Origin of the sequence: Dysgonomonas sp. 511 (assembly GCF_010501105.1) — a bacterium.
Taxonomy (GTDB): domain Bacteria; phylum Bacteroidota; class Bacteroidia; order Bacteroidales; family Dysgonomonadaceae; genus Dysgonomonas.
Genome location: NZ_QVMQ01000002.1, coordinates 117163 through 133844 on the forward strand (window position 1 = coordinate 117163; position 16682 = coordinate 133844).

Annotated in this window: 18 protein-coding genes; 13 read left to right on the top strand and 5 right to left on the bottom strand. The window is 43.1% G+C overall.

The window, feature by feature from the left end; genetic code table 11:
• Positions 1–2: 2 nt before the first annotated feature.
• Both ruvC and D0T57_RS01450 read right to left on the bottom strand, forming a co-directional pair.
• Positions 3–563 (bottom strand): crossover junction endodeoxyribonuclease RuvC, encoded by a 561-nt coding sequence (gene ruvC / locus D0T57_RS01445; RefSeq protein ID WP_368666892.1) that lies wholly within the window; start codon positions 561–563, stop codon positions 3–5.
• Positions 564–567: 4 nt separating this feature from the next.
• Positions 568–876 carry a DUF4286 family protein gene (locus D0T57_RS01450; protein WP_163270135.1) on the bottom strand — a complete coding sequence of 103 codons (309 nt, stop codon included), beginning with the start codon at positions 874–876 and terminating at the stop codon, positions 568–570.
• Between the two features lie 335 nt (positions 877–1211).
• Here D0T57_RS01450 and D0T57_RS01455 point away from each other — a divergent pair, with 335 nt between their 5' ends.
• The 5 genes from D0T57_RS01455 to D0T57_RS01475 all read left to right on the top strand — a co-directional run bounded on the left by D0T57_RS01455 (position 1212) and on the right by D0T57_RS01475 (position 5839).
• Positions 1212–1832: a PASTA domain-containing protein gene (locus D0T57_RS01455; RefSeq protein WP_163270137.1), complete on the top strand. Its 621-nt coding sequence runs from the start codon at positions 1212–1214 to the stop codon at positions 1830–1832.
• The gene (locus D0T57_RS01460; RefSeq protein WP_163270139.1) at positions 1832–2899 is read left to right on the top strand and encodes an RluA family pseudouridine synthase; all 1068 of its coding nucleotides are present in this window, start codon (positions 1832–1834) and stop codon (positions 2897–2899) included. Before D0T57_RS01455 ends, D0T57_RS01460 begins: the two co-directional genes overlap by 1 nt.
• Positions 2900–2933: 34 nt before the next feature.
• Complete coding sequence (locus tag D0T57_RS01465; protein ID WP_163270141.1) at positions 2934–3908, top strand: D-alanine--D-alanine ligase; 975 nt, start codon at positions 2934–2936, stop codon at positions 3906–3908.
• 31 nt (positions 3909–3939) lie between these two features.
• Entirely contained in the window at positions 3940–5088 is a 1149-nt protein-coding gene (locus D0T57_RS01470) for a 1-acyl-sn-glycerol-3-phosphate acyltransferase (RefSeq protein ID WP_163270143.1), read from the top strand.
• 175 nt (positions 5089–5263) lie between these two features.
• Positions 5264–5839, top strand: coding sequence for a hypothetical protein (locus tag D0T57_RS01475; RefSeq protein WP_163270145.1), 576 nt, complete (start codon positions 5264–5266; stop codon positions 5837–5839).
• Here the strand turns inward: D0T57_RS01475 and D0T57_RS01480 are convergent.
• A complete protein-coding gene (locus D0T57_RS01480) occupies positions 5836–6435 on the bottom strand; it encodes a ribonuclease HII (RefSeq protein WP_163270147.1) in 600 nt (199 codons plus the stop codon). The genes D0T57_RS01475 and D0T57_RS01480 overlap by 4 nt on opposite strands.
• A gap of 2 nt (positions 6436–6437) precedes the next feature.
• On the bottom strand, positions 6438–7682 hold the full coding sequence (locus tag D0T57_RS01485) for a metallophosphoesterase (RefSeq protein ID WP_163270148.1): 1245 nt from the start codon (positions 7680–7682) through the stop codon (positions 6438–6440).
• Positions 7683–7997: 315 nt separating this feature from the next.
• Here D0T57_RS01485 and D0T57_RS01490 point away from each other — a divergent pair, with 315 nt between their 5' ends.
• The 7 genes from D0T57_RS01490 to D0T57_RS01520 all read left to right on the top strand — a co-directional run bounded on the left by D0T57_RS01490 (position 7998) and on the right by D0T57_RS01520 (position 14007).
• Positions 7998–9536 carry a glycoside hydrolase family 10 protein gene (locus tag D0T57_RS01490; RefSeq protein WP_163270149.1) on the top strand — a complete coding sequence of 513 codons (1539 nt, stop codon included), beginning with the start codon at positions 7998–8000 and terminating at the stop codon, positions 9534–9536.
• Positions 9537–9674: 138 nt separating this feature from the next.
• Entirely contained in the window at positions 9675–10256 is a 582-nt protein-coding gene (locus D0T57_RS01495; protein WP_163270150.1) for a phBC6A51 family helix-turn-helix protein, read from the top strand.
• Positions 10257–10427: 171 nt separating this feature from the next.
• Complete coding sequence (miaB, locus tag D0T57_RS01500; protein WP_163270151.1) at positions 10428–11798, top strand: tRNA (N6-isopentenyl adenosine(37)-C2)-methylthiotransferase MiaB; 1371 nt, start codon at positions 10428–10430, stop codon at positions 11796–11798.
• Between the two features lie 221 nt (positions 11799–12019).
• Positions 12020–12220 carry a YtxH domain-containing protein gene (locus D0T57_RS01505; protein ID WP_163270152.1) on the top strand — a complete coding sequence of 67 codons (201 nt, stop codon included), beginning with the start codon at positions 12020–12022 and terminating at the stop codon, positions 12218–12220.
• Positions 12210–12590, top strand: a complete 381-nt coding sequence (locus D0T57_RS01510) for a SoxR reducing system RseC family protein (RefSeq protein ID WP_163270153.1) — start codon at positions 12210–12212, stop codon at positions 12588–12590. Before D0T57_RS01505 ends, D0T57_RS01510 begins: the two co-directional genes overlap by 11 nt.
• Complete coding sequence (locus tag D0T57_RS01515; protein ID WP_163270154.1) at positions 12580–12942, top strand: hypothetical protein; 363 nt, start codon at positions 12580–12582, stop codon at positions 12940–12942. Before D0T57_RS01510 ends, D0T57_RS01515 begins: the two co-directional genes overlap by 11 nt.
• 348 nt (positions 12943–13290) lie before the next feature.
• Positions 13291–14007: an energy transducer TonB gene (locus D0T57_RS01520; RefSeq protein WP_163270155.1), complete on the top strand. Its 717-nt coding sequence runs from the start codon at positions 13291–13293 to the stop codon at positions 14005–14007.
• Between the two features lie 3 nt (positions 14008–14010).
• Here the strand turns inward: D0T57_RS01520 and D0T57_RS01525 are convergent, their stop codons facing one another.
• Positions 14011–15078, bottom strand: a complete 1068-nt coding sequence (locus D0T57_RS01525; protein ID WP_163270156.1) for a DUF4844 domain-containing protein — start codon at positions 15076–15078, stop codon at positions 14011–14013.
• A gap of 261 nt (positions 15079–15339) precedes the next feature.
• Between D0T57_RS01525 and pgk the strand changes: the two genes are divergently transcribed.
• Positions 15340–16602 carry a phosphoglycerate kinase gene (gene pgk / locus D0T57_RS01530; protein ID WP_163270157.1) on the top strand — a complete coding sequence of 421 codons (1263 nt, stop codon included), beginning with the start codon at positions 15340–15342 and terminating at the stop codon, positions 16600–16602.
• Positions 16603–16682 lie beyond the last annotated feature (80 nt).

The window sequence follows — 16682 nt, forward strand, 5'->3', positions numbered from 1 at the left end:
CCTTATTTTTTTACCTTACCCGGATTCTTGTTGATATAGTCTTTCCAGCTTGTAAACTTCTTTTCATTTGCCGGATTGTTTGTCTGGAAATAGTGGCAGACAGCAGCGGCAAGCCCATCGGTAGCATCCATCTGGGGAAGCATATTCTCGTCGGGTATCCGCAGGTAATTTTGCAGCATATAAGCCACCTGTTCTTTCGCTGCGCGCCCGTTGCCGGTTATAGCCATCTTTATCTTCAATGGGGCATATTCGAATATCGGTATGTCGCGCGACAAGGCGGCAGCCATAGCAACCCCCTGCGCACGCCCCAGTTTGAGCATACTCTGCACATTCTTGCCAAAAAACGGGGCTTCGATAGCCAGTTCGTCGGGCAGATATTCGTCGATCAGACTGATAATGCGCTCGAATATACGCCTGAGTTTCAGGTAATGGTCGTCATACTTGTTCAGTTGGAGTATCCCCATAGCCATCAGTTCGGGCTTGTTGTTCACCACGCGCAATACACCGTAGCCCATCACCTGTGTTCCGGGGTCGATACCCAAAATAATACGTTCGCGTTCTATCATTTCATATCTCTATTTCTTCGAGCAATGTTACAAAACCCAAAGCCTTGTTTCCGAATTGTCCGGTCAGCTTGTCCTGCAAAGCTTGCCCATGCGTGGCATACCAGTGATTGAGCGTGTCTACATTCTTCACCTTAAACTGCAACGAGTAACTTATTCCCCCCTCTTCGTGCTGCGCATGTATGCGGGCAAAACGGGGCTCGTGCAGGAATCCACTAGTAAGGGCTTCTGCAATATATATATCCTTCATAAATGTAAGATACTGCTCGCAGACATCATCTTCCACATGAAATGTAGTATTGAATATAATCATTGTCAATATTTTTATTACAAAAATACAAAAAGTTTATCTATAATGTAGAGTAAAAAAAGAAGGGTAAAAAAAGTAACATATAAATTCCATCTCACTCCCCTCCCCCTTTGGAGAAAGAGGGCTGCAAGCCACGGCAAGGGGAGAAAATTTGTTAACTGACAACTGTTGACTGATAACTGAAAAGAGTTACCTTTGTTTCTTTTCCAAAAAGGAAGATAAAAGGGTTCCGATTTTAAGGCAAATTCAGATTTAGATAGGATTTAAACTATATAAATTAAAGTATAACAGACTTTTTTTAATATTTTTGTAGCAACTAATATAAGAGATACTCTAAAATGAGTGAGAAAAAAAACATTATAAAACGAATATTCACGAATATATATGTAAAAAATATATTCATCATGCTTGTTGTATCGTTGGCGCTTGTCTTGATATTGCTTCTAGCCCTTAACATATACACCAGGCACAACGAATCTATTACAGTACCCAACGTAAAAGGATTACAAGCAGAAGATGCACGCGGTATAATAACATCGGCCGACCTGAATTACGAGATTATAGACTCCATCTTCCAAGTGGGGGGAACACCGGGAGCCGTATTGGAACAAATACCAAAAGGCGACTCGAAAGTGAAAAGCGGACGCACTGTCTACCTCACAATACAGGCCAAAGGCGTGCAAATGGTTCCCGTACCCGAATTGAAAGACTTTTCGAGACGGCAAGCTGAGGCTCAGTTAAAATCGTTAGGATTTGAGAAAATTATCATAGACGAAGTACCCTCGCCATATGCAGGTATCGTGATATCGGTATCATACAAAGGCAAAATCCTTTCTCCCAACCAGAAAGTACCGAAAGGCTCGATGCTCAAACTTACCATTGGCGCAGGCGGAGAACCGTTGGAAGACGACAGCCTGCCGTATACAGAACCTAAAGTTGACGAATCTTTTTTTGAATAATGGGAGAAGATTTATTTAACGAAATAGACAATCTGCCGGATGATATCCTTCCCGAAGATCAGGAATCCGATTTGTACGAACACTACCGCTTTGTAGCAGACAAGGGGCAGGGACAGATACGTGTGGATAAATACCTGGCTATGCATATAGTAGGGGTTTCGCGCAACAGGATACAGCAAGCTGCCGACGCCGGTTGCATACTGGTGAACGACAAGCCTGTAAAATCCAATTATAAGATAAAACCGCTGGACACCATTTCGGTAGTAATGAACCGCCCTCCACGCGAAATGGAGATCATTCCCGAAAATATACCTCTGGATGTGGTTTACGAAGATGAAGACCTGATGGTGATAAACAAGCCCGCAGGCCTGGTGGTACATCCGGGATTCGGCAACTATCAGGGAACACTCGTTAATGCCGTAGCCTACCTGCTGAAAGACACGCCGGAATATGATGCAAAAGACCCGCGTCTGGGAATAGTGCACCGTATAGACAAAGATACTTCGGGGCTGATCGTAGTTGCAAAGAACGCATATGCCAAAGCACACCTTTCGGCTCAGTTTTTCAACAAAACCACCAAGCGTCAATACATGGCTTTGGTATGGGGTTCGGTAAAAGAAGACGAAGGGCGCATAGAAGGCAATATAGGCCGCAGCCTGAAAGACAGGATGCTGATGACCGTATTTCCTGATGGCGACTACGGAAAAACGGCCGTAACACACTATAAGGTATTAGAACGGTTGGGATATGTAACACTGGTGCAATGCAAACTGGAAACAGGACGCACACACCAGATACGTGTACATATGAAACACATAGGGCATACCCTGTTCAACGACGAACGGTATGGCGGAAACGAAGTACTGAAAGGTACGAATTTTGCCAAATACAAACAGTTTGTGCAAAACTGTTTCAATATATGCCCGCGACAGGCTTTACATGCCCAGACCTTGGGATTTATACAGCCACGCACAGGCGAAGAACTGATGTTCGAAGCTCCGGTGCCCGAAGATATGGCTTCGCTACTCACCAAATGGAGAGGATATATAGCCAACAGGGAAATTTAACAGAAGAAGAGACATAATATAATATAAAGGACTGATGAAACGGAATATTGCTATCGTATGGGGAGGATACACCTCCGAAATTGTGGTGTCGGCTAAAAGCATGACAGGGATAGCTTCTTTTCTCGACAAGGAAAAATATAATATTTACAAGGTAAGGATCGTTAAAGAAGAGTGGACGGTAGACGTTGAAGGCAGTATCTACCCGATAGATAAAAACGACTTCAGCTTCGTACATCCTAAACATAATACAAGGATTAAATTCGACTTTGCCTATATTACCATACACGGCTCTCCGGGCGAAGACGGCAAGTTGCAGGGATATCTGGATATGCTGGGCATGCCTTATTCTACCTGCGGCGTTACAGCCTCGTCGCTAACGATGAATAAGTTTGTATGTAACAATTACATCAAAAACTTTGGCGTAAAAGTAGCCGATTCGATATGCCTGAACAGGGCTTCGAAATATGATATAGAAAATATTGCTAAGCGACTGGGATTCCCCATGTTCGTAAAACCGAATACAGGAGGCTCCAGTTTTGCCACAACAAAGGTAAAATCTATAAACCAGTTGCAGGACGCGATAGAGATATCCTTTAAAGAAACGCAGGATGTTATTATCGAAAGTTTCATAGAAGGTACGGAAGTTACTTGCGGTTGTTACAAGGTGAAAAATAAAGAAGTAACCCTGCCTCTTACCGAGGTGGTTACTACAAACGAATTTTTCGACTATAGTGCCAAATACGAAGGACAGGTAGAAGAAATCACCCCGGCCCGTATATCGGAAGAACTGACTACACTGATACAGCAAACGACCAGCAAGATATACGACCATGTAGGAGCCAAAGGGATTATAAGGGTCGATTTCATAATAATGAACGGCATTCCGTATATGCTTGAGGTGAATACAACTCCGGGAATGACGGCTACCAGCTTTATCCCGCAACAGGTAAGAGCAGCGGGATTGGACATCACAAAAGTCTTGACCGAGATTATAGAAAATGAATTTTGAATATACGAACACAACAATACACATATAAACTATGAGCAGTAAATTTGATGATATCGCACCACTCTACGACCATGAGGTAAAGCAAGCCATCCAGGATATCCTTGTTGACCCGGGCTTTCAGCATGCCGTCAGATATATTATGCCGGATATAGATTGGGATGAGTTTTCGGCCGAAATGTCGTCATATAAGACAAAAGAGGAGTTTCAGGCAAAGATGATTTATCCTGTAATCAGTGCATTGGGCATGAAGGTTTCGAAAAGCATCCGTGGTGTCAACTGGGATAAAATAGACAGGTCGGTACAGCATTTATACCTGTCCAACCACAGGGATATCGTCCTCGATGCGGGGCTGTTCAATATCTTGCGTCACGAACAGGATTTGGCCACTACCGAAATTGCCATAGGCGACAACCTGCTCATCCACCCGTGGATAGACAAACTGGTAAGGCTCAACAAAAGCTTTATTGTAAGACGGGGCTTGTCGATAAAGGAAAGGCTGACAGCATCGAAACATATGTCGGAATACATCCACTACTGCATCAACGAAAAAGGAGAATCGGTATGGATAGCACAACGCGAAGGCAGGGCTAAAAATTCGGACGACAGGACTCAGGACAGCCTGCTGAAGATGCTTGCGCTCTACCCTGACGATAAACCATTTTTGGAAAGCCTGAAGGAACTGAACCTTATACCGCTTTCCATATCGTACGAATACGATCCTACCGATTATCTGAAGGCTAAGGAGTTTCAGCAAAAACGCGATGATCCCGACTTTAAGAAATCGCAACGCGACGACCTACTGAATATGGAAATCGGCATACTGGGACACAAAGGCAATGTAGTATTCAGACTGTGCAACTGCATCAATCCCGAACTGGAGAAAATTACCGAGCCCGACAAACGCCTGCAACCGCAACTGGCTGCACAGATAATAGACAAGGAGATACATTCCAATTACGAGATATTCCCTTGCAACTACATAGCACACGACCTGCTGAACAAGGAAAGCCGCTTTGCCGACAAATACACAAACGAACAGATGAACGACTTCAAGGCATATATCGACAAGCAAATAAAGAAGATAGACCTCGACTATGTAGATTACGATTTTGCGTGGGAGAAAATGCTGGAGATGTACTCTAATACACTAAAGAATTACCTGCTGGCTACGCAATCGTAACCAATAACAAGGTTCGATATTCAAGGCAAACGCATGAAATTTATTCGAACTCAATTCTTAGCTATTGTAGGGGCGAATTATCATTCGCCCGCAGATTTTTTCTATTTCGGGCGAATGATAATTCGCCCCTACAATAGCCAAAACCGGAATATCATTTTTTCATAAAACTCAAACTATGAAGAAAGCTATACTTTTATACAGTCTGCTCCTTTTCATCCCTACAGTTTGTTTTTCGCAGGTAGTACGCCAGGGTGAAAAATTTACGGAAGTGCCTGTAGTCAATGGTAAGATTTTGTTCCTGAAAGAAATACCTGCTAAAAAGGATGTGTCGATGTCGGCCAATTACAAAACTCTGAAAAGCTGGGCAGTAGACCGTTATGGAAAAGACCCTTTCAACTCGAGCATACGCTATGAAGGAAAGAACAGCGAATTTATCGCAAAATCGAGAATAGAGCTGTTATTGCCACACAACGAAAAGGGAATACGCGAAAAGATGACAATGCGTTACCGTATAAACGGTTTTATATTCTACGACAAATGCGTATTTGAAGTTACTGACATTTCTTATATGTACGAAAATTCGTCGAAAGACAAGTCGCTGCCTAAAATAATAAAAGGAGAAGACTTCATTACAGATGAAGCCATTAATATGAACAGCGAACATACTGAAATAAAAACAAATACGCGCAAAAGCACCCTTTTCTTCCTCGACGAATTATCGAAAAGCTTCGAAGAAAAGTTCGGATATTAAAAATCCAGCTTCAACTGTTTCTCTGTCAGGTTGAAAGACATGCGGTGATAAGGAGTTACACCGTGGTCTTTGATAGCCTGACGGTGTTTTTTTGTAGGGTAGCCCTTATTGTTAGCCCAGTCGTATAGCGGATATTCCTTATCCAAGGCTAACATAAAATCGTCTCTGTATGTCTTGGCCAATATAGACGCCGCTGCAATAGGCATAAACTTACCATCGCCCTTTACCACGCAAGTATGGCCGATATCCTCATAACGGCGAAAGCGGTTGCCATCTATCAATAAGTGCTGAGGACGTGTCTTCAATGAAGCTACAGCTCGCTGCATAGCCAGAATAGAGGCATTCAGTATATTAATCTTGTCGATCTCTTTATGGTCTACTATCCCCACAGCCCATGCCAAAGCCTTCTCCTCTATCAGAGGGCGCAGGTTGTAACGCTCTTTCTCCGATAGTTGTTTCGAATCGTTCAACGCTTCGCATTCGAAGTCTTCGGGCAGAATAACCGCCGCCGCAAAGACAGGTCCGGCAAGGCATCCGCGTCCGGCCTCGTCGCAACCCGCCTCTATTAGTTCGGGATATAATGATAGTTGTAGCATGCTCAAAATGTAAGGTCTATATTATTATCGGCAGGATAAAAGTCGAGTTCGACATTATCCATATCCATCGGATCATCACCCAGAAAACCGGACAACTGCTTGAGATATGCCATCAGTTCATCGTCGGGCTTCTCATCGCCATACAAATGTAAGACAAATATCTTACTTAACATCTCGGTAATCATCGTTTCCAGCGACGGCGGCAGGCCGTGGTTCATATCTTTCAGCCTTTGCAAAGCTATCCTTTTGGCAATAGCCTGCATCTGTACTTTGCTTCTTTCTGCGATATTCGGATATTGCGGCAATGAGTCAATATTCCTTGTTCGCACCTTCATGCCGCTTTGCGATAGTTCTACAAAACGATAGGAAAAAGGATAAGCCGACAAGGTGCCCGTTGCCACATCGTAGAGCGTGTTCCCTTCGGGCGATGCAAATAGTGAGATATCGTTGGAGTGGAAATGCCCCGTAAATATGACATTCATGCCATTGCCGGCAAATAGGTAAGCCAACCGCTGATAGTCCGGCACCAGATAATCGCCAAAGAAAACGGCCTGATAGGGGATATGCTCCGTCACACCCCAGTGCATCATGCCGACGACTTTTATCCCTTTTTGCTTTGCCTCTTGCAATACTTGGTTCATCCACATTTCGGTTTCCTTCGATGCCTTTCCGCCCGATATACTTGTCTTCTTATATTCTTTATATCTGGCGGCATCTATAGCTAGTAGCCATGTGGCTTTATCAAGTTCTGCCACATAGCTCAGCGAAGCCGTATCTTTCTTTATCGCCTGATTGTAACCACATCCGGCATAAATAGTAGTGAAATCGGACGGTGATATATTGGATACCGGGAATGTTTTATCTCCTCGAAATCCTACAGGATTGGGCATATTGATATCATGGTTGCCGGGAACAACAAAGATTTTCACACCTTTATCCTGCAAAGGCTTGAGCTTGCCCACCAAGTCTAAATGGCTTTGCCGTTCGCCATCTTTTGTCATATCGCCACATATCAGCAAAATACTAATATCGCTATTGTAATATTCTTCCAGAACTTTATCTATAACAGAGGGAACAGCCGCGATGTTGCGCCCTGTGGCATTCACATAATCTTGTTGCGCTTTACCGCCATCCATCAGTTTTTCCGACAGGTAGTGGATATCGCTTATTACCCCTATCTTTAGCGATTGAGCGACCGATGGCAAATAAGAACAAATAAGGAAAATATATGTTATTAAATATTTCATGTGTTACTTTTTTTAAGTTACAAGTTACTACGCCCTGTGGGCAGTAACAAGTTACAAATATTTTTATTTTTTCTAATTTATCGCTCTTTCGGATTGGCAACCAATGGTCAGCGGAGCAAAGCATAGATAAATCTAAATAAACGAGACAAGAGCTATTGCAACTACTTGTAACCCGTAACTGCCCACAGGGCGCAGTAACTTGTAACTATTTTATCATACATTACAAGAATAAAAACAAAAGTAAATCATTTAAGAAAAAGCTTTTAGCCAATTATTACTATTTTTGCACTACCTTTATTAAATTATGTTACAGATATGAATATAAAAAATACACTCCGTTCGGTTCTGTTTATTTCCATTATAGTATTGCTATCCGCCTGCGGTTCTTCGCGACAAGGTTCGGCATATAAAGATACCAGATACCCCAAAAGAGAATTCAGGGGGGCATGGCTGAGTACTGCGTGGCAGTCGAGATACCAATCGATGACGGTGGCGCAGATGAAAGCCTATTTTACCAAATCGTTAGACCAGTTGCAGGCAATGGGCATCAATGCTGTTATATTTCAGGCACGCCCCTTTGCCGATGCCTTCTACAAATCGAAGTACGAACCGTGGAGTGCACTGCTGACAGGTGTGCAGGGAGTAGCACCCGAAGGCAACTTCGATCCGCTGGCGTTTCTGGTAAGCGAATGCCACAAACGCAACATGGAGCTTCACGCCTGGCTCAACCCCTACAGGGTATCGAGCAAGGAAGGTGAGAGGCTGGCTTCGAACCATATCTATTACAAGCATCCCGAACGTTTTGTGACCTATGGAGGCAAGATATACTTCGATCCGGGAATACCCGACAACGCGTCTTATATATGCAAGATAGTGAGGGACATAGTACTCCGCTACGATGTAGATGCCATACATATGGACGATTATTTCTATCCTTATCCTATTGCCGGAGAGGCTTTTCCCGACAACAACAGCTTCAACACATATGCGCGTAGGCAGGGATTTTCGGCTAATCAGAAAAACGACTGGCGGCGCAACAATGTCAACCAGCTTATACGCGAGATTAAGCACACGCTCGAAATTACAAAACCTTGGGTAAGGTTAGGCATCAGCCCGTTTGGTATATACCGCAACAAGAAAAACACTCCCGACGGATCGGGCAGCAATACCAATGGCCTGCAAAACTATGACGACCTGTATGCCGATATAAAACTGTGGGTGAAAAACGGATGGATAGATTATAATATGCCGCAGGTATATTGGGAAATAGGACACAGCAGTGCCGATTACAAGACTCTGGTAAAATGGTGGTCGGAAAATAATTTCGACGGCCACTTATACATCGGTCAGGATGTGAAACGCACAATGGACGGAAAAACAGGCAGCCAGCTTAACGAGAAAATGCAGTTGTCGCGCAATCCTAATCTTATTCATGGCAATTGCTTCTGGCCGGCTTATGAGCTTTTGGATAACTATAAAAATATAGCAACACAGCTGAAAGGCAATTACCATAAATACCCTGCCCTTATCCCTGCATATACACATATGCACAAAAAAGGCCCCAAAAAGGTAAAAAACCTTCGCGAAGAATATACGCCTACCACCCATATGCTTACATGGGAAAGCAAATCTGAAAAATATGATCCTGAGACAGCACAATACTATGTAGTCTACCGCTTTCCGAAAGGGGTGAAAGAAGATATTGACGATGCACGCTATATAGTTGCTACTACGCGCCAAACGAAATACATATTGCCATACGAAGGTGCACGCAACGAATACAAATATGTGGTAACGGCAGTAGATGGGTTTCATAACGAGTCGAAAGGGAAGTCGAAAAAGATACGGCTGTAGGTATAAAGACCGAAGCTGTAAAGAGAAAAGAGGGAGAAAGATGCTTCTCTTCTTTCAAAAAAAATCTTTTAACGCCAATCATTTCCCAACAATTTTATCTATACAATAAAAGTATAAATCATAAAAAAAGGAAATGTTATGGCAAAGTATTCAGAAGCAATAACCGAACGTATAGTACAATTGATAGAAGAAGATATGTACACCCTGTCGGAAATATGCAAAGCGGTGGGCATCAACCGCAAAACCCTCTATCAGTGGAGAACTACCAAACCCGAATTTGGCGAAGCTATAGACGAAGCAATGCGCAACCGCGACGAAATGCTGTTGCTGACAGCCCGTATGTCGCTGAAAAAGAAACTGGAAGGATATACCCTTGTGGAAGAAAAACTGATATATGAGCCGAGCAAGAGCAATCCCACGGAAATGATCTTAAAGAAGAAGATAGTAAAGAAAAAGGAAGTTGCGCCCGACAACCGTGCTATAAAAATGGTGATAGAGCGTGCCGAAAAGAATGAAGTGGCGGAAGAAAAGCCGAGAGAGAACCCTTTTGTCGTAAATGTTATCGACCGCGAAACAAAGCAAGACCTGGAAGAGCTTTGGGAAAGGCGGAATGAAATAGCAGAAAGAAATTTGCCTGCCGGAAAAGGCTGTAACAAGAATGCTCCCGTATCGCCGGGTATGCAGCCGGAGCGAACGGGGACAATAAAAGTAACGCAATGAAAAATATAAAAAACGTGGGGCTTTTGTTACTTTTTGCTCATCACATAATTTTTGAAGAAAGCTTAAAACTCATTGCATAAGCAGCTAACTCGTAAATTCTTTGTATTTTTGCCCGCTGATATGGTTAGTGATTAGCCGTTTAATATTTTGATTACATAAAAACAGATTTCTATGAGTAACGAACAAGGACTGGACTTTAAATCCACGACTGAACCGAAGGACAAGAAACTGTTCATCGAAACCTACGGCTGCCAGATGAATGTGGCAGACAGCGAGGTGGTTGCATCGGTGATGCAGATGGATGGTTACACAATGACAGACAAACTGGAAGATGCCGACGCCGTATTTGTAAATACATGCTCGATACGCGACAATGCCGAACAGCGTGTGATACAGCGGTTGGAGTATTTCAGTGCTATCCGTAAGAAGAAAAAGCCCGGTATGATTATCGGCGTACTGGGATGTATGGCCGAGAGGGTCAAAGAAGAATTGCTCGACAAGCACCATGCCGATGTAGTAGTAGGCCCCGATGCCTACCTCGACCTGCCCAACCTGGTGGGAGCTGCCGAAAAAGGAGAGAAGGCCATTAATGTAGAGCTTTCGAAAACAGAGACATACAAAGATGTCATCCCCTTGAAAATAGGCGGTAACCATATCTCAGGCTTTGTATCCATAATGCGCGGCTGCGACAAGTTCTGCACCTACTGCATTGTGCCTTATACACGCGGACGGGAGCGGAGCCGCGAGCCTCAGAGCATACTGAACGAAGTGGCCGACCTGCGCGACAAGGGCTTTAAGGAAGTAACCCTGCTGGGACAGAATGTGAACTCGTACCGTTTCGAGAACGAAGACGGTTCTGTTACCGACTTTCCGCGCCTGCTGGAAATAGTGGCTCAGGAAGCACCAAATATGCGCGTGCGTTTCACCACCTCGCACCCTAAAGATATGACAGACGAAACTCTGGAGATGATAGCCCGGTACGACAACCTTTGCAAGTTTATCCACCTGCCTGTACAGTCGGGCAGTTCGCGTATGCTGAAGTTGATGAACCGCAAGTACGACCGCGAGTGGTATCTCGACCGCATTGCTGCCATCAAACGTATAATTCCCGGTTGCGGATTGTCTACCGACATCATGTGCGGCTATCATTCCGAAACGGAAGAAGACCAGGAGGAAACCCTGTCGCTGATGAAGGAGGTGTGCTTCGATTCGGCTTTCATGTTCAAGTATTCGGAACGTCCGGGTACATACGCTGCCAAGAAATTGGAGGATGACATACCGGATGACGTGAAAGTGAAGCGTTTGCAGGATATTATCGAGTTCCAGAACGAATGCTCGATGGAAAGCAACAAACGCGATGTTGGCAAGGTTTTTGAGGTATTGGTAGAAGGGTTCTCTAAACGTTCGAAAGAGCAACTGTTTGGACGCACCTCACAAAACAAGGTGGTGATATTCGATAAGCAGAATTATCGTATTGGCGATTTTGTAAAAGTTAAAATAACAGGCAATACCTCGGCTACATTGTTCGGGGAGCCGGTTTGAGAGATATTTGACATGATTTTTTGCAACAGGTAGTTAACAAAACCGATAGATACTTGTTATAAAGATATAGAAGAAATCGAATGATTTGTTTTTCTCCCCGTTGCAGAAAGTTATTTTTTACTTAAGGTTTATCCTATATTTTCAAAAAGTGACTATCTTAGGTGTTCCTTTTTTTTTGAAGGGTAGGATATTGAATAAATAACTAAACGAGAAAATAAATTATGGGTAAGACAGGTTCTAATCTATTGTTTCTGGCCATTGGCGCTGCGTTGGGCGCTGCAGTTGGATATATTGCAGCATCGGACAAGAAAGAAGAATGGTTGAATGATATAAACTGCCTTGTGGACAAGGTGAAAACAAATGTAAAAGCTGCTGCTCACAAGAAAAAAGAGATTATTGATTTAGAAGAAGATGCTGAATAATCACGAAGAAAGAGACGATAATTTCCGTTCCTTGTTTGAAGAACTCAAGCAGGAGTTGAAAGGGTATGTCAACAGCAGGCTGCGCCTGTTTCAGCTTACCAGTTACGAGAAGCTTAGTATTTCGGCTTCGAAGATCGGGTACGGGTTGATTGTATTTCTTATTGTAGCCATCATCCTGTTTTTCATATTCCTTGGCATGGCTTTCTTCCTTGGAGAATTACTAGGCAGCCTTGCAGCCGGTTTCGGTATCATGGCGTTGTTGTCTCTTGTTGCATTATTCGTTGTTTATCTGCTTCGCCGGACAATAAAGCGTTCGATACTGAACCATACAATCATTTTTATCAGAAAAGTAGAAGCCAATGAAGAATAATCAGACATCACCTTTAGACGAATTGCGTCTTGAGAAAGAGATTGTGAAAAGGCAATGCGAGGAGTCGGAAGACCGTTTGGCCGAACATTGGGACTATTTGACAGATAATGCAGGTTCGCTCATATTTAACGGCTTGCTTGGCGGTATATTCGGTAAACGTGGCGGGCGGGCATCATCGTCGGGACAAGAGAAACGTGTTTCATCGTCTGGTATTATGTCCAATATAGCACCCGGTATTTTCAGTGGGTTGTCTTCTTTTGCCCCAGTAGTTTGGGATATTGTGCAACCGATGTTGTGGGGATATGCAATAAAAAAAGTAAAGTCGATTTTTTCTTCTAAAAAGAAGAAGTAGCTGCTAGTTGCAAATAATATATGTAGAAGGTGTCCTGAAAGTAAAAAAGGACACCTTCTTTGTGTTTTTGTAGAGAAGTGTTCAAAAAAATGATTAGATGCGAAGCCACTCATTTTTAGACAGAAGGGAGCAGACAAAAGTATGTGACCGATGGCTAATAAATGAAGCAAATGATTATTTTTGGGACATTTTCTATTTTTTTGAAATAGCTTTATCTATACAGTGGATGATTGCTTTAGTAGTATTGTCTTGATAAAAAAAGAAAAAATAATAAAAACCCGGTAAATGTTTCTTTTGCATTATGGATTATCTGGTAATTAATCCTCTATATGAATAAAGGTTATAACTATGAAAAAACTATTCCTGTTTTTTGCACTTTTGCCATTAAGCATTCCTTTGTTTTCGCAAGAAGAACCGTTTGTTTTCATCGATCACGAGGTTGCTCCCAGTTTTCCGGGAGGACAAACAGCCATGTCTGAGTTTATTAACGAAAGGCTGATTTACCCTCAGTCTGCATTGAACGATGGTATAGAAGGCCGTGTAACCGTCCGGTTTCTGGTAAAGAAAACAGGCAATCTGGATAAAATCGCATTAATAAGGGGGATTCATCCCGAATGCGATAGTTTGGCTTTGCAGATAGTAAGGGCTATGCCCAAATGGAATCCGGGAAGTATGCGTGGTGATGCAAAGGTAGATGTATGGTTTACTTTACCCATTATATTCAAACTACCCTACAAGATGGTAGATAGAGAAAAGGTGTTTGTTGCGCCTGATGTATATGCTTCTTTTCCCGGAGGAGTAGATTCCATGAAAAGCTTTATACATCAAAACCTGAGATGGCCGGATGATGGGGGTTGTTTTCAAGGCAGGGTTGTTGTACGTTTTATCGTTACAGAGGAAGGTAAACTTGTAGCTCCCGAAGTTATAAGAAGTATAACACCCGGAGCCGATAAAGAAGCCTTGCGTGTAATCTCCCTTATGCCCGATTGGACACCTGCTAAGCAGAATGGAGTGAACGTGAAGATGCGCTATGTTATTCCCGTAGCATTCCATACTGAGCGTTAAAGGCTAAAAACCATAGAGCCACTTGTTGAGCATTTGGGCAATATCCACATCGCAGCGTTGCGCTATATCGTAATATGTTTCGGCAACAAACTCGCGGTCTTCTGTTTCCAGCTCTATCTTCTTTAGCCTATCAAGGCTTTGCTTGGCTCTTTCGGTCAGTTGTTCTTTCGTTTGCGAACCCTTTAGGAAAGTATTGATGTCGTCCAACATGGTTGCCTTCATCAGGTTGTGGTCGCTTTTGCCTATCAGCCTTTCTTCCAGCATCCAGTCGAGGCGTTTGCCTACCATCGCTACCAGTTGTTCGTATGTAAGGGGTTCGGGTTCGTGTAGGTTATTGTTGCAGAAAGCAAGTATCTCGCTGTCCATGTCTATCTTTCCTATCCGGCTAAGTTGCCGAAAGATGTCGCAGAGGCTTTCTATTACGATATTGTCGAGTCCTTTGGCATTGTACAGTTCCATGCTAGCAGCTAGCGATTTCTTTATAAGCAGGCTGTCGCTCACATTACTTTCTATGCCATTGATAACCGTGTTTACATAGTCGGCAATAGAATCCATCTGTCGCAGCCTTACATTCTTATTGTCGGCAGCAAGGTCGACCATGCTTTTTACGCTTCGGCGCACCGAGAGGAATTTGTCTTCCATTGGTTGACTCGCCTCAAACCATGCATATATTGTTGGTGTAGGGTTGCAGTATTCGCCTATGTTGAATAAGTTTTGTACCTGATTGGATGCCGTGATAGTATGATAGGTAGAGTTTATGATAGAGAACAGGCCTTCGCTGCACCTTATGTCTTTAAACTCTTTCACCAGATTGTCTGCCATCGTACTAATCTGTTCGCAGCTTAGCTTGTCGGACGAAAGGTAGGTGTCGCAGTCGGCAAGCAAGCGGGCGAGTACCAATTTGTATTCCGCGTCGGATATTGCTCCTTCATCTTTTAGGGTGGTAAGCTCGGTTTCTATTGTCTTTTTCTGGTTAAGAACCATTTCTTTCGCCTGAGGATTATTGCCTATGAAGTTGCAACTGTAGAAAAAAAGTATGCAAATAGTGGTAAATAATTGTAATCTTTTCAAAGCCATTTTATCTATAGTAAAAAGGATAGACGGTTGAGGGTAATACTAATAATTGCAAATATAATATATTTTGCGAAGTCGGGATAACAAACAGCTTGTATAAGATATTTCTTCTTTCCTAATCCTTATATTTTACAGTTTTTAGTAAAAAATCTTACTTATAAATTTATATCTTTGCAGCGTCTTTACTTATAAGGGAAAAAGTAAACAATATCTTGGAAATCAAACGTATTTAAATATATTAAATTCAAAAAAAGGATTATGATTACAATTGACAAATTCAACTTTTCGGGAAAGAAGGTATTCGTAAGGGTTGACTTCAACGTACCGCTCGATGCCAGTTTCAACATTACAGACGATACGCGTATCCGTGCAGCAATGCCGACTTTGAAAAAAATTATAGCCGACGGTGGCAGCCCCATTATCGCTTCTCACCTCGGACGTCCGAAAGGAGTTGAAGAAAAATATTCATTAAAACATATCCTTGCACATGTTTCTAAGCTACTTGGCGTAGATGTGCAATTCGCAAACGACTGCGTAGGAGAAGAAGCCGGAGTGAAAGCTGCTGCTTTGCAACCGGGAGAAGCCCTGTTGCTCGAAAACCTTCGCTTCTATGCCGAAGAAGAAGGCAAGCCTCGCGGTTTGGCCGACGATGCCAGCGAAGAAGAAAAAGCTGCTGCCAAGAAAGCTGTAAAAGAAAGCCAGAAAGAATTTACAAAAACACTTGCTTCTTATGCTGATGTATATGTAAACGATGCATTTGGTACTGCCCACCGCGCACATGCCTCTACTGCTTTGATTGCCGACTATTTCGATGCAGAACATAAGATGTTCGGTTACCTGATGCAAAAAGAAATAGACGCTGTAGAAAAAGTATTGAAAGATACCGCCCGTCCGTTTACTGCTATTATCGGCGGTGCAAAAGTATCTTCGAAAATAGATATCATCGAAAACCTGTTGGATAAGGTAGACAACCTTATTATCGGCGGAGGTATGGCATTCACTTTTGTAAAGGCTGCCGGTGGCAAAATCGGTAACTCCCTTGTAGAAGACGATAAGCTAGACCTTGCTAACGAACTGGTAGCAAAAGCTAAGGCAAACGGTGTAGCACTTGTTATTGCAAGCGATGCTAAGATAGCCGACAAATTTGCTAACGATGCCAATACACAATACGTTGATGCAGACCAGATTCCTGACGGATGGATGGGATTGGATATAGGTCCTAAGGGTGAAAAAGAGATTGCAGATGTACTTATGGCATCTAAAACAATCCTATGGAATGGCCCAGTAGGTGTATTTGAGTTCGACAACTTCGCTCAGGGAACAAAAGTAACTGCTGAGGCTGTTGCTGCTGCTACCAAAGCCGGAGCGTTCTCGCTAGTAGGTGGTGGCGATTCTGTTGCCGCTGTCAACAAGTTCAACCTTGCCGACCAAGTATCTTATGTGTCTACTGGTGGTGGTGCATTGCTTGAGTTCATCGAAGGAAAAGTACTTCCTGGAATCAAGGCTATCAGAGGATATTAATATCTTGATTATAAGACGAGAACCTGCGCTCGCAAAGGGTGCAGGTTCTTTTTTTGCACTTTTTTTGCCTGGCGTTTAGG